Below are 14,141 nucleotides of genomic sequence, written 5' to 3' on the forward strand. Positions count from 1 at the left end.
GGGGGGGTTGGATTTTAGATTTTGGATTTTGGATTGAATACGAAAGAGCATATACCTCACTTAGGAATGCAACTCTTGCCATCAAGCTTGTTATCACTTTTCTATAGCGAAATCGTCCTGCACGGAACCGTCATTTCGAAATGCGCGGAGACGCAACCGCTTCGCGTCGACGTCGATGACGTTACAGAACGCGCCGCCGCCCACATACGCCTCGCACCAATCGGGCTTCGCATGCGCGGGTCCGCTGGGGATCGATACCGAGGTCACGTAGACCGTACCTTCCGCGGGTGACGCCACGCGCTTGCCCGCGCGCATGGGATAGCTGCGCATGTGTTCGTGCACGTGCCCAGACAGCACAAGATCGACGTGGAACTCGTCGAACAGGCTGCCCCACGCCTTCTCCAACAACGGATACGTCTCGTCATTCGAGTAGAGCGGGAAATGAAAGATGGCGATCTTCCACACGGCGTCGCTCTTCGACAAGACGTCGCGCAGCCATTCCGCCTGCGGCTTCGTCTCGCTCATCACGTCGAGGACAAAGAACTGCGCGTTGCCGTAGCGGAAGGTGTATGCGGCTTCGGGCTTGATCCCCTTGGGTCCGTTTTCGGGCAATCCGAAAATGTCGAGATACATGCCCGCGCCGAGGCCGAGCTGCGCGTCGTGGTTTCCGATGGCGGGCATCACGGGCCGCGTGCGAAACACCGGCTCGCCATATACAAGCGTTTGATCCCAGTCTTCGCGTTCGAGTCCCGTGCCGACCAGGTCGCCGGAGATTACGCAGAAGTCCACGTCGGGATTCCGGTCGAGCGTGTTTTTCATGAGCACGCCCCAATCCTCGTGGCTGTGCGTGTCGCTGCAATGCATGAAGGTGAACGGCTTCGGGTCTTGCGGGGCCGTTGTAAACTCGGCGGGCTTGCTCCACGTATTGTGCGTTGGGCTCCCCACGATGTACTCGTAAGTCGTATCCGGCGCGAGGCCGCGCACGACCGCCGTGAACCAATGGCACACGCGATCGTTGGCCAGCATGCGGTCGTCCATCGTAAGGCTGGCCGCTTTGGTCTCCGTGTAATCCGCGTTCGAGCCCTTTACGCGGACCTTTGCCACGCCGTCGGTCACGGCGGTATTGGTGCGCCATTGGATGTTCTGCGTGGTGCGCGGATCGTCGCTCCACGTGAGATAGACCGGCGCCGGCGTGTCAGACGACGGAAACGGCGTCTTGCGGAACGCGCCGACTATCGCCGCTTCGCGTCCGCGCCCGCGAATCGTCGGCAATAATTGCTGCCCAACCAACGACTCCGGGACTTCCGTCAAGACCAGTTCCGTCCAATCGCGATAGGTCATCGCGCCGGTCTTCATTTCGAGCACATTCTGATTGGCCGGGAAGAAGTTCGAGAGGGTGACCTTCACGCCCGATTCCTGCGGACCTACGCACACAAAGTAATGCGGACGGAAGTTGTCGAACCCGTTGATGCCAAGCTCGACACGGCCCGCCGGGAAGGGCTTCTGCCAGACTTCATAGGTCCAGCCTTCCATGTTCTTCACGATCATGTCCGTCTTCTTGAAGCCGGACTCCTGCAACCAGAACGGCAGGACCTTCTGCTCGACGTTGTGCATCACCGACACCACGACGGGCACGTCCACATCGAAATACCAGTGCTTTGTCGCGAGGACCTGCTTTTCGGCGGGCGTGACAAAGGCTTCGGCCTGCGCCTCGTCGAGCGCATACAACTGATCCAGGTTCTTCTCCGAATACAGCCGCGTCACGACGGCGTCCATCACGGAGTCGATGGTGTTTTGCGCGTGTGCGGATATGGCCGCCGAGACAAGGCCAAAGAGCACGAAGAGAGACTTGAGTTTTCGAATAGTCATCGGGAGAGGCCTCCAAGAATAGCAGACATGATTAACAAGATTTACAAGATGGAGTGATTGCACTCACCCGGCTTGGCGCAGATCATCTTGAAAATCGTGCGAATCCTGTCGAGATCATGATTCTATTGCGCAGCTTTCGGTCCTGACTTTCCAGGAACGAAGATATCCTTGGGCGTTAGGTTAAGCGTCTTTGCAGCTTCCAGACAATACTCGATCTGCCCCATCTTCGGATAACGGCCGTTCGATCCGAACGAGAACTTCACGCCCGCGGCTTTCGCCATTGTCAGGAACGGCATCTTCGGCAGTCTCAGTCCGCCGCAGATTTCGAGCGCCACGTCGTTCTTTACGGCAGCATCGATCACGCGCTTCATGCGCGCTTCCGTCCACAAGGCATCGTACTGCGGCATGAATGCGTCCGGCATCCACGTCGTGTTCGCGAAAATATCGATGGGGTCTTCCGTCATGCGCCGCTCGTGCCATTCCACGTAACGGTCCATGAACGATTCCGCATCTCCGAGCGCCGCGCCCGCTTCCCACAGCTTCATGCGCTGGCCGTCGGGACCCGGCATCGTCATGCCGTCGCCGAGCACATAATCGAGCCGTTTGTAAGCGGTCTTCGAAAAGCACTTCGGCCAATCCGTGTATTCGGCCTGCACGCCTTTCCAGACGCCCTTGCCTTCCAGCATATCCGCATACGCTTCCAGTTCGGCGTCGTTGCTCAGCAGAGTGGGATACTTGTTCTCTTTCGTGCCCGCATGGTCCACGATGCCAAATTTCACGCCGCGCTCCTTAGCGAGCGCCGCTACCGCATCGATGGTGCTGTTGTCGAGATGTACATGAAGGTCGACATGCGGAATGGATGCGTCCGCAGTCTCTGAAGTGGGTTCATTTGCCGTCGCTAACGCGGACGCGGCCAACAGTCCGCTCGAACGCGCGAGGAACTGACGTCGGGAGAGGTGTGAGTATTTCATGGGGAGACTCTAGCAGAGCGGAATGAGCGGGGCAAACACGAATAGAGGGTTCCAGAACACTCAATGGAAGTCATTCAGACATCGCTTTCCATGCAGTTGGAACAAGCTATTCATGAGCAACTTCTATGCCGCAAAGACAGGCTTTTGAGAGTTCTCGCGCAGATACTCCGAACCGCCAAATCCCCTGTCCAAATCCCCTTGACGAATTGGCGATCCTGGGGTACAGTAGGGGTAGAGCGACTCGCAGAATGTGGCCTTGACGGTGCCGCTTCACCTCGCGCCCCATAAGGGGCGGAGAAGGCAGTAAGCCTATGTGGGGTGGAAAAGAACGCGGGCGTCACCGCACACTCTACGAGTCGCTGAGGGGCATTGAAGTATCGCCCCTCCTTTCTTTTTGTCCCACCTCAATAGGCTTCCCGCCGGCACATTGTTTTCTTGAGCCGAATCCTAAGCTGCGCTCTTTAGAAATGAACCGCGTAAGTTGGTTTCGCCCTGACAGGGCTCCCGTTGAGCGGGGGCTGGAATCTGGAGTCTGCCGTGCCTACGGCACTCAAGAGAAAAGGCCGTCCGCTAGACTTCTGTTTCTACCGCTGAAACCCGCGCACGCGCGGTCACCCGCTCGGAATGACAGAAGGATGAGGTTGGCCGTACACGCATCCTCCAGAACCTTCTTCCGGAGAAGCAGACGGAGCGGCAGCAAGTAACGTACAGGGCGTATTGCCCGACGCCTCGTCAAGGCTGTCCGTTTGAGCCTATTGTGCCGTCGCTTCTTTGCCGTTCGCGCTTCCGTAGCGGTACCCGAGCAACATGAAGAATTGCAGGCCGAATATGAGGTTTGCCAACAACAAATGCGTAGGCTGTAGAACGGCGGGCATCGCAAGGTAGTAGAGAGCCGCGCCCGTCGCGATTTCGAAGAGAATGAGCGCGTTGGCCGCAATCGCGCAGACTTGAATAATTCCGTACTCGTTCGTCTCGCGAACGATCTTCATTGCAAGCGCGAAATTGACCGCGAAGACAACCATTGAAAATGTTCGATGGACGTAGAAGCCGAATCCCAGGGATTCGGCCCACAAGTAGCGCTTGTCTTCGCCAAACAACTCAACCGCCTTATCGATGGTCTCGCGGACTTGTGTGCCCATCACCACCTGCAACAGCGACAACCCCAGCACCACCAGCATCAGCGCTTGCAGGCCTGGACTGGGCGTGACCGTGCCGAAGTGGAATACCGAGCGCTGGGCACGCACGACCACGTAGAGCAGTATCGAAACGAGCAGCAGAGCGATGACCATATGCGCGGTGATTAGGAGCGGTGTCAGATTCGACTCGACGACCTTCGCCCCGAGCCATCCTTGAAAAGCCACGAGCAGAAACGAAACAAAACTCAATACGGTGACGGTTCGGTCGGTCTGCCAATACGAGTACGAGGACACGAGCGTGAGAAAGATGAGAATGCCTATGGTCACGCCGATGAGCCTGTTAATGTATTCCGTCCATGTCTTCACGACGTTGAACGTTGTGTCCGCGTAGCCGCGCTCGGCGTAGATCTCCTGGTAGTTGGCGGGCAACTGCGATTCGTCTGTGGGCGGTATCCACTGTCCAAAACACGTGGGCCAGTCGGGACATCCCATACCGGCGCCCGAGGCGCGCACGATACCCCCGACGGCGATTAGAAAGTAGACCGCCACCACCGTCGTCAGCCCAACGATCCGAAATGCGCGCGGAGTGAAGAACGACTGAATCATGGCCGGCCCTTTCTACTGCTTGGGCTGCTTGCAGCTAGCCCAATACCGCCAACATGTCCTCGACGCGCGTAAACTTCTCGCGCGGTTTACCTCTTGTCTTGCCGCGTTCGATTTCGGCCGCATCGATGCGCTGCCAATCCGCATACGACACCACGCGCACGTTGCGTTCGCGCAGCAACGCCGCCAGCGCGTTAGTATCGGGCGTCGCGCACGGCGTCAGCGACGCGGCATCCGCCAGCATCGAGGCTACCGTTGCCTGGCTGTCGGGCTTGTTGTTGCCGATGATGCCGCTGGGGCCGCGCTTAATCCAGCCCGCCGCGTATAAGCCGGGAATAACGGCGTCTCCATCCAGAATACGCCCATCGCGATTTGGAAACACGCCGCGCTTCGCATCAAATGGCAGGCCCGGAAACGCCGTGCCCCGGTAGCCAACGCTGCGGAATACAAGGCCGCACGCGAGCGTCTCCATCTCGCCAGTGCCGACGGCGCGCATCTTGTGCGGCTCGCCTTCCAGGCGATTGCGCTCCAGTTTTAGCGATTCCACGCGGCCGTTGCCGGAAAGCTCAATCGGGCTCTTGAGGAAATGTACGAAGAACCGTTTCCCCTTGCCTTCGGGCGTGCGCGAAGCGAGTTCCTGCATGACCGCAAAGTTCTTTTTGGCGTGCTGGTTGTCCGGATCGTCCAACTCGGCCTGGCTTGCAGGGTCCAACACGAGGTCTTCGGGCGCGATCACCGGATGGCAGTCCACCAATTCGCCGAATTCTTTCAGTTCCGGCTGCGTGAACTTGGCTTGCACGGGGCCGCGCCGCCCGATGAGGTGCACTTCCTTGATCGCGCTCGACGCCAGCGCATCCAGCGCGTGCGCGGCGATGTCGGTCTCTTTCAATTCATCCACGGTCTTCGCGAGAATGCGGCTGACGTCCATCGCGACGTTTCCTTGTCCGATCACGACAGCGACTTCCTGCGACAGATCGAACACGCGGTCGCGGTAATCCGGGTGGCCGTTGTACCAGCCAACAAACTCCGTCGCGGTGTGGCTGCCCAGCAGGTCCTCGCCTGGAATACCAAGACGATTGTCCGATTCCGCGCCACACGAAAACAGGATCGCGTCGTAGAACCGGCGCATTTCCTCGACAGTCACGTCGCGTCCGACCGTCACATTGCCTAAGAACGCGAATCGTTCGTGCGCGGCAATCTTGTCGTACACGCGGATGACGCTCTTGATCTTCGGATGATCCGGCGCAACACCGCCGCGAACCAGCCCGAAGGGCGTCGGAAGTCGATCGAACATATCGACTTGAATGGTCTTGTCCGACTTGAAAAGGGCTTCAGCGGCGTAGAAACCACTGGGGCCGCTGCCCACGATGGCTACGCGCAACGGTCGCACGGCGGTACCGATCTCGCTCATGTGTAACTCCAGGAAGAATAGACCAAAAATAAAGCCCCCGCGTCCTACGTGCGGGGTTGTATGTACGATACGCCGACCGTGTCTTTGGATCAAGATCGCGGCATCCCGGCAACGGCATATCCGGCGGCGGAGTTGCGGCGAATTCTGGGCCGTCCTCATGACCGGTCCGTCTGATAGCGTTTTGCCTGCCCACTTCGTAGACTATAGCGATGTTCAACCAACGGGGGTGGATTTCATGGACATGGCGATCTCGCGGCGCGCGTTTCTTGGAACCGGTGTGGGCGTGGGGCTGGGATTGGCGCTGGGTTCGGGGCCGTTGCTGGCGCAGACGGTGGATCTCTCCAAGCAAAGGCTCATCATCAAGTTCGATTGCACCCAGGACTTTCCTGCCGAGGTCTACTTTGGCGCGGGCGACGTGCGCGTTGTCGAGAGTCCCGCGGGCAAATACCGTGAAGCCGAGGGCAAACCCATCTCGCGCTTTGGATACCGCTTCAAGATCGAGCATATCGGCCGCCCACACGCCGCCGTCATCCATTATCCCGACGACAAGCGGCGGTTCATGTGCATCAACGATGGAACCTGCTATGACCTCACAACGGGCGTGTTCACGGGGTGGGCGCAGCCTATCACCAACACGATGCTGGAACTCCGCCAGGTCTTCTGGCCGCGTTGGGAGGATTGTTCCATTGTTTTCATGACGTGGAGCGACGGCGAACCCGCGGCGGCGGCAACCATCGAAATCTATGAACTCGACGATCTGCCCGCTCTCGCCGTGCCGGGCGATCCGCTCGACGGTTCGCGGCGTGAGGTGGGTGTGCAATACGAGGACCCCTGCGGCATCGGCGCGTCGGAAGGCGCCATGAACCGCGAGGAGTGGATCGAACGTGTTATTCAGTACATGCGCTATACCGGACAGAACCTACTAGCGTATCCGATGGCATGGTACGAAGGGCCTCAGTTCCCGAGTCAGTACGAGCCCTCCGACGGATTCCACACCGTGATCGCGCGCGATCGGAAGCAATACGCGGTCTGGACCACGAACCCCGAAGATTGGTACGCCGGCTTGTTCGAGCGTTTCGAGAAGGAGGGCCTTCGCTTCCAGGGAGGGCTCACTTTGCTGCGTCTCGGTTCCTTGCTGAAAGGCATGAACATCGATCTTGAAGCCATTAAGGGCGGCGCGGAGACGTATAACAACATGACCTGGAACGACAACGTCCAGGCGAGCACCAACGATTGGACGCCCTTCTACAACGCGATCAACCTCAATATCGTCGCCGAACAACTCAAGGGCAAGCCGCCAGCGCCGCCGAGTTCGATGCTGCCCCAGTTGGCCTATGGCGAGCGCGGCGGCCCCGACAACCATATGGGCGCCATGTTCAACCCGCTTCATCCCACCGTGCAAGAAGCCATCATTCGCTTCGCGAGAGAGATCGGCCAGCGCTATTCGAAATATCCCGCATTTGATGGCATTTCGTTCAACATGTTCTCGTCGTGCATTTGCTGGTACGGGTCGATTCACCTCGGCTACGACGACTATTCGATCAGGTTGTTCGAAGAAGAGACGGGCATTCAGGTGCGCGTCGACCCCAAAGCACCGGATCGGTTCTCCAAGCGCTACAACTACCTCATCTATGCGTGCAAGCCTGCGTGGGTGGAATGGCGTTGCCGCAAGATCCGCGAGCTCTTCGGCAAGATACACGCTGCCTTGGCGGAATCCCGCAAGGACCTCCGCGTCGCCATCACGCTGTGGGACGAGACGACCGTTCCGGGAACGCTGGGTTTCCCGACAACGGCGCATCAAATCGGGGCGCGCGAGTCCATGCTGGAGTTCTATCGCGAAGCGGGCATCGACATCACCATGTACAACGATGAGCCCGGCCTTGAAATCGATCGCGGCATGGGCAATCCGCGGGATCGAGGCGGGCACGGTTCCGGCTCCACCGCCGGGGTCAACTGCGCTATCGAAGATCTGACGATGTACCGCGACTTCGATTTCCTCGACAAGCCCGCAATCGACGCCTACTACGCCAACCGGCAGGCCGGGGCGTTCATTTTCAACTGTTGGGTTGAGGCGTGGGGCAATCACGTGTGGTTTACGCCCGATCCCAATGACCCGAATCTGGAAACCGTGCGCATGATCGACGGTAAACCCGCCGATGGCGTGCTGCAGATGAATTCGGAGTATCCCAAAGACGGCTTCTGGTGGGATTCGCAATTGCGCATCACGCCGCCGTTCCAGGGAGGAGTGCATTTCCTTGAGCCGTATGCGCAGGCCGTAGCGGACCTCGATGCGTGCCGCATCACGCGGGGCGGTCTGTTCATGGACAAGGCCCACAGCGAACAATTGCAGCAATTCACGCGGGCTTTTCGCGCGCTGCCTCGACGCAAGTTCGATACGCGCGGTGAAACCACCGACCCCGTGGCGGTGCGCGTGCTGGTGGAGAGCGGCATGCGCTACATCTACCTCGTCAATCGCGAGTACTACCCGGTAACTGTCGATCTGGTTTTCAATACGTTGCCGCAGGGGCTGCGCAATCTCTCGACCGGCGAGCTTGTGGACGCCAAGCAGCAATGGAGCGTGGAATTGGGACCCTACGAACTGCGCGTCTTTGGGGCAACGCCCATCGTTGACGTACTCAACTTCGCGGCGAAGGCGCCCGATGAAGTTGTCGCCGAGTTGATTGCGCAGGCAAAAATGGTTACCGAAGCCTTCGAGGCGTTGCGCGCCGGGGACAAGCTCATTCCAGGAATGGATAATCTCGATAGGGGAATCCGCGCGGCCGTCGAGGAAAAGCGGTATGCGTGGTTGCGGCGCGCGGTGACCAGTTACATCGCCCGCAAGGCAGTATCCCTAACGGCCGGCGGTCAAGGAAAGGCGCAGTGATAGTGGAAACCGGAGGAAATGTACGGACGGTGTCGGTCTCCAAGACCGCTTCGTATGCCATTGCCCTCTTCGCATGGGCAGAGACTTTTATTTTGGTGGGCATTCAGTACAACTGGGCCTTGACCAAGAGCTATCCGATATCGACGGAGAATTGGTGGTCGGGCCTCGCGGCGCTGACGCCGTTCCTGGTCCTGCTTGTGGTGGGGTTGCCGGCCAGCGCGCTGCGTTTCCGGACGACTCTGGTCCGTTTGGAGCCGGTGTTGCATCTCACGGCGAGCGCCCTTCTGTTTGTTCTCGTACTCTTGACGGCGACGTATGACCCTTTCGACATGCTGGTTCCTTTTTCTTGGCCGTTTCATATATGGGCGATTGCGATGACGTTTGTCCTGCTTGCCAACATGGCGCGCCAGCAAAGGCAACGCTTTGAACTGCCCTCATCGGGTCCCGCCGAACCACGCTGGCGCATGGTTGTCGTGTCGGTGCTCATTGGAGGAATCGTGCTGGGGACGGCGGTGTCGTTGAATTCGCCGGCGTGGTATTGGGCGGTGTCGCTGGTGGCGCACGCGATCATGGCCCCGTACGCCGCGCGACTGCCGCTCACACCGGTGGTATCGGTACCGTTGCGGCAACGGGCGTTACGCGGCGCGTGTTCCTTGTTTGAAACCATTGCATTAGGCCTGATTGTGCTGGTCGTGTCTATGCGCCTCGCGAAAGCGCAACTAATACTGGGCACACTCGAAACGAAATACATTGAGATGTTTCAGGTGTACGTTTCGGGGTGGTTCCTTGCGGGTGTCGTTGTGGCAGTCCTCGCCAAACGACTGAAGATTGGTTGGGCGGCGTACGCCGTGGCCGTCGCGTGTGCATGCCTCTTCGTGGATATATCGACGACTCCCATGCTGCCGGCGCTTCTGGGCTATGCGCTCGCGGCCATGTTCCTGGCGTCGGGCCGACTCACCACACTGGGCTATGCCGTGTCTTCGTTGATCCTGACGGCGGTATGGATCTTGACAGTCGCGGCCTTCGCGTTTTCGGGAATGCTATCGTCGGATGGCATGGCCAAGGATATGGCCACGACTATCATGGCGAATGACCAGAATGCCACGTTGGCTGCGTTTGCCATAGCTGTTGTGCTTGCGCTAATCGTGCGTTTTACCGCACCGGGCGGTGCGCCGGGGTTTGTGGAAGCGCCCCGTGCCAGGAGAAGGGCGGTTATGCTGGCCTACGCGGGCGTCGCGTTGCTCAGTGTTGCTCCGTCGTTGTATGTGCTGGCGGTGCATTCCGCGCCGCCTTTGCGCATTAAGGCTGCGGCGCAAATCCCTGTGAAAGAACCGGCGGGGCTTTGCCACGCGGGATACTCCAAGTCCGATGACGAATATGCCCTTCTCGAACAATTGGGCGCGTCCGTGTTGCGCATTGATTTCCGGTGGGACGGCATACAGCCTAATCCGGACACGTGGAACTATGAGGATAAGGATGCCTATGTCGCGGCTGCTGAGAGCCACGGCAAGAAAGTCCTTGCGATTCTCGACTTCGACAACAACGCAGTCGAGCAAGATCCAATCGGTAAAGAACGCGGCGTGTACATCGCGCCGCAGGATGTGCCTTTGTTTTTGGAATACGTGCGCCGCACCGTAACGCGATACAAAGACCGTATATATGCGTGGGAAATCTGGAACGAACCCAGCCTCCCTCGGTTCTGGAATGGCCCCAGCGAAGAGTTCAGTAGTCTCGCGAAACAAGTTGCCGAGACGCTGCACGAGATCGACCCGAATCTCCGGGTTGTGGGCACGCCCATGCATGGGCCGATGGGCGTTTGGACGCCGCATCTGAGTGAAGAACTGTACGCTGCGGGAGCCATGACGTATGTCGACTATCCCAATCTTCACATGTACATCGCCAATCCGCGTGGATATCCCAACGAATTCGCGAAGTACCTGGCGCTCAAATCGAAGTACGATCATCCTGGGCCTCTGTGGATTACGGAACTAGGCGATCCCGACGGCGGCAGCTACCCTTGGCGGCAGTCTCCCGACGACCTTGCGCAGCACGTCATCAAGTCATACGTCACGGCCACATCGTATGGTGTGGAGCAACTCATCTGGTTCACCTATGAAGACCCCACCATCGAATCGCAACGCGAGCACCGTATCGATTCGGAGGGTTTCTTCGGATTGATTGGCCCGGGGCGGCAATGGAAGCCTGCCGCGCATGCGTTCAGTCTTTTCAATACAACGTGCACCAACAGCATGTTGAGTCCGGGTCTTGTGAAGCGAAGCGGCGGCCTCACGGCGCGCCAAGTCCGCACCGCGCTTTACCGCCGCGACAACGGCGACTCCACGCTGATTCTCTGGTACGAACCGACGCTTTCCGGGCAAGAATCCGTGCGGGTAGCGCTGAACTTCGAGAACATCGACGGCTCGCCGGTCGAGCATGACATCGGGTCTGCGTATACCAAGGAGTTCCTTGACAGCACATTGGACGTGAGTGAACGGCCCACCGTCATCACGTATCACGCGGCCGATCCGGATGCCCCGGTACACGTCATGGTCAAGAGCGCAGTGACCGACACGACGCTGATGGTCATGCTCGGTATTGCGGTACTTGCGTCGGCTGCAGCGTGTGTGACAACGCGAAGGGCATGAAGATGGCGCGCGGCGGCATGGCAAAAATTGGCAAGATTTGCTAAGATCGAATGAGACCAATTTGAGGCCAATGACCATGACTACGCTGAATATCTCGCTTCCCGATTCCATGCGAAGTTTTGTTGAGAAACAGGTGGAGGCTGAAGGTTTTAGCACCGCCAGCGAGTACGTCCGAGCGTTAATCCGCGAAGATCAGAGGCGCGAAGCCAAGAGGCTCCTTGAAGACCAGCTCATGGAAGGAATTCTAAGTGGGCCGCCGAAGAAGTTGACTGGTAAAGATCTTGAGCGAATTCGTGCTCGAATAGGCAAGTCCGTAGACAAGTCCAAGCGTCGTGCCCATCGCTGATGTCTATATCAGGCCAAGGGCCTACCAAGACATCACGCAGCATGTGGATTACCTGGCGACGGTGAACCACAATGCGGCGGAACGTTTTATTGCGACACTTGAAGAGACTCTGGGGATTCTGGCGAGAATGCCCGAAATGGGTTCCCCAAGAGTATTCCGAAATCCAGCGCTTAAGAAGTTGCGGATGTGGCCGCTAAAGGGATTCGAGAAATACCTGATCTTCTACCGTCCATATAGGCGCGGCATCGATGTGGTCCGCGTGATTCATGCTCCGCAAGACTATCTGCGCATACTTGGCAAGTAGCTCGGTTATGAATTCCTCGTCGACCGAACGCGCCCTACTTCGGCTCGATTGCGAATTGTAGTTCCGATCCCGGGTCGGCGAAGCGCAACCGGAAGGTCCAACCGCCGGTTGCGTTGGCGACTTTCACCACGACCGTGTTCCAGCCTTCCTTCATCGGAAGCGCCACGTATCGGGCATCGCTCCGAGTCCGGAACAGGCGCTCGTCTTCGATGCCGACGCCGTTAACATAGATCTGTCCCATGTCATCCGCGCGGAATTCGGCAAGCACGGTCTTGGCGGTGGGACATTTCACGGCGCACGTTGCATAGCCGAAACTGTGATCGGGTGTCGGGGCAAGCCGCGCGAGGTTAACGAAGCCGTCTTCGGTCTTAAGTGTTTGCCACGTCAACGTCTTGTCACCTTCTTGGAACGTCGCGCCCGCCGTGTAGCCCTTTTCCGGCCCGCGCGCTTCATATAGCTTCGTCAACGACCAGCGTGGAAACATGGGGACGTAGGTGGGGACGGTACCGGCTTTGAACGGGCCGGCCGCGTGCCAATCTTCCGCAATGCGGAACTGGTCTTCTGGAACGATAGGCATATTGCGTTCGAGGTTGTAGAGCGGCTTTCCTTGATAGGTCACGTTGCATCGGATGCGCGGCGCGGGCACGACGCGGTCCTTTTCCACGTCGAATTCAGTGAGCACCTTCGCTTGTGTGTTCGGCGGAACGGCGCACGTCTTCGTGAGAGCACCGCCTACCGGTTTCCATGCACTCACCGAGTCCGGCAACGTCTGAACGGTCACGTCCACCGGTCCCGGCAACGCATTTTTGATGCTGACCTCAGCGCCGAAGCGGGCGGAATCTGTGCCCAGTCCATTCGGAGACAGCGCCTTGATGTTCAATAGGTCGCGCGCGGCGCGTTGGAATTCGATCGGGGCGATATCCTCCGGCCACGTCGCGCCGCCCGGTTCGATGTACGTAATTTTCGGTTCGCTGCCCTCGACGGTTACGTTCGTATAGTGCGCGAAATTTCCCAACTCCATGATCTGCGAGTCGTCTCGGCGCGGCGAAAACCCGCGCGTCGTGCTCACGACGATGTATCGCGCTCCGTTACGGCGCTCAAAACTCAGGTTGTGCAGATGTCCCGCGAAAACGGTGTAGGGGCGGCCGCTCAACGCGGCTTCAATTTGATCCCACTCGGCGTTCTTGCCGTTATGCCACACGGGAACGTGCATGAAGACAAACGTGTGTTGCGCGCTTTTGGCCTTCGCCAGATCGTCGAGCGCAAATTGCACCTGCTCGGGTCCGATGCTGCTGTCGTTGCCCTGCCAATACTCGTGCGTATTAAGAATGAGGAAATGAGAACCCTCGTAGTCGAAGGAGTAATACCTGCGCCCGTGGTGTTGTGCCCACCAATCCTTCATCACGGGACTGGACATGTCGTGATTGCCGGGCATGATGAAGAAGGGAACTTGCAGCGCCGACGTATGCTGCCGGAACTCCTGCCATTCCTTCGTGATTTCGGAGGGGTCTTGCGTGTAGCCCTGAATCGCATCGCCAACCATGATCGCGAAATCAGGTCGAAGCTTGTTGATCTCTTGCATGGCGAGATCGAAGAGCGGCCACTCGTTCACGCCGCCACCCGTGCGGTCGCCCACCACGACGAAGTGGAGTTTCCCATCGGAGTTGGACCATGCCGCGTCAGTGACCGGAGTCTCGGGTAGCAAGGCGGGTTTGGCGCCGCCCGTTTCCGCAGGCTGCGCGAAGGCACACAACGCCGACGCGATGAAAAGGAGTGGAGGAAGAAGAATTCGAGGTGAGATCACGGTCATGTCCTTTTGTTAAACCTGTCCAATAGCGTAGAAAACCGTCCACAACCGTGCAAAAGACAGTGTACGCGCTCTCGCGGAACCGTTCAATATGCGCAGCAACAGCAATCGCACTTGAATTGAAGATGCATTCCCGCTTGCGGGGGAAAGACGGGATGGCGTGTT

General features: G+C 58.5%; 9 protein-coding genes. 4 read left to right on the forward strand and 5 right to left on the reverse strand.

Annotation, left to right across the window (positions count from 1 at the left end; genetic code table 11):
• Window positions 1–93 precede the first annotated feature (93 nt).
• The 4 genes from K1Y02_10160 to K1Y02_10175 all read right to left on the reverse strand — a co-directional run bounded on the left by K1Y02_10160 (window position 94) and on the right by K1Y02_10175 (window position 5,990).
• On the reverse strand, window positions 94–1,869 hold the full coding sequence (locus K1Y02_10160; GenBank protein MBX7256714.1) for a metallophosphoesterase family protein: 1,776 nt from the start codon (window positions 1,867–1,869) through the stop codon (window positions 94–96).
• A 122-nt stretch (window positions 1,870–1,991) separates the two neighbouring features.
• Complete coding sequence (locus K1Y02_10165; protein MBX7256715.1) at window positions 1,992–2,840, reverse strand: hypothetical protein; 849 nt, start codon at window positions 2,838–2,840, stop codon at window positions 1,992–1,994.
• Window positions 2,841–3,592: 752 nt separating this feature from the next.
• Complete coding sequence (locus K1Y02_10170) at window positions 3,593–4,582, reverse strand: COX15/CtaA family protein (GenBank protein MBX7256716.1); 990 nt, start codon at window positions 4,580–4,582, stop codon at window positions 3,593–3,595.
• Window positions 4,583–4,616: 34 nt separating this feature from the next.
• Window positions 4,617–5,990 carry an FAD-dependent oxidoreductase gene (locus K1Y02_10175; GenBank protein MBX7256717.1) on the reverse strand — a complete coding sequence of 458 codons (1,374 nt, stop codon included), beginning with the start codon at window positions 5,988–5,990 and terminating at the stop codon, window positions 4,617–4,619.
• A 235-nt stretch (window positions 5,991–6,225) separates the two neighbouring features.
• Here K1Y02_10175 and K1Y02_10180 point away from each other — a divergent pair, with 235 nt between their 5' ends.
• From K1Y02_10180 to K1Y02_10195, 4 genes are all read left to right on the forward strand, one after another.
• Window positions 6,226–8,874, forward strand: coding sequence for a hypothetical protein (locus tag K1Y02_10180; protein ID MBX7256718.1), 2,649 nt, complete (start codon window positions 6,226–6,228; stop codon window positions 8,872–8,874).
• Window positions 8,871–11,519 carry a hypothetical protein gene (locus tag K1Y02_10185; GenBank protein ID MBX7256719.1) on the forward strand — a complete coding sequence of 883 codons (2,649 nt, stop codon included), beginning with the start codon at window positions 8,871–8,873 and terminating at the stop codon, window positions 11,517–11,519. Before K1Y02_10180 ends, K1Y02_10185 begins: the two co-directional genes overlap by 4 nt.
• Before the next feature lie 76 nt (window positions 11,520–11,595).
• The gene (locus tag K1Y02_10190) at window positions 11,596–11,865 is read left to right on the forward strand and encodes a type II toxin-antitoxin system ParD family antitoxin (GenBank protein ID MBX7256720.1); all 270 of its coding nucleotides are present in this window, start codon (window positions 11,596–11,598) and stop codon (window positions 11,863–11,865) included.
• A complete protein-coding gene (locus K1Y02_10195; protein ID MBX7256721.1) occupies window positions 11,852–12,169 on the forward strand; it encodes a type II toxin-antitoxin system RelE/ParE family toxin in 318 nt (105 codons plus the stop codon). The genes K1Y02_10190 and K1Y02_10195 overlap by 14 nt, the downstream gene beginning before the upstream one ends.
• 34 nt (window positions 12,170–12,203) lie before the next feature.
• Here K1Y02_10195 and K1Y02_10200 read toward each other — a convergent pair whose 3' ends face one another.
• On the reverse strand, window positions 12,204–13,973 hold the full coding sequence (locus K1Y02_10200; GenBank protein ID MBX7256722.1) for a metallophosphoesterase: 1,770 nt from the start codon (window positions 13,971–13,973) through the stop codon (window positions 12,204–12,206).
• Window positions 13,974–14,141: the final 168 nt, after the last annotated feature.

This window comes from Candidatus Hydrogenedentota bacterium (genome assembly GCA_019695095.1).
Lineage (GTDB): Bacteria > Hydrogenedentota > Hydrogenedentia > Hydrogenedentales > SLHB01 > JAIBAQ01.

Coding starts and splice junctions, on each gene's coding strand:
- K1Y02_10160 (MBX7256714.1), bottom strand. CDS start 1,869: ATGACTATTCGAAAACTCAAGTCTCTCTTCGTGCTCTTTGGCCTTGTC.
- K1Y02_10165 (MBX7256715.1), bottom strand. CDS start 2,840: ATGAAATACTCACACCTCTCCCGACGTCAGTTCCTCGCGCGTTCGAGC.
- K1Y02_10170 (MBX7256716.1), bottom strand. CDS start 4,582: ATGATTCAGTCGTTCTTCACTCCGCGCGCATTTCGGATCGTTGGGCTG.
- K1Y02_10175 (MBX7256717.1), bottom strand. CDS start 5,990: ATGAGCGAGATCGGTACCGCCGTGCGACCGTTGCGCGTAGCCATCGTG.
- K1Y02_10180 (MBX7256718.1), top strand. CDS start 6,226: ATGGACATGGCGATCTCGCGGCGCGCGTTTCTTGGAACCGGTGTGGGC.
- K1Y02_10190 (MBX7256720.1), top strand. CDS start 11,596: ATGACTACGCTGAATATCTCGCTTCCCGATTCCATGCGAAGTTTTGTT.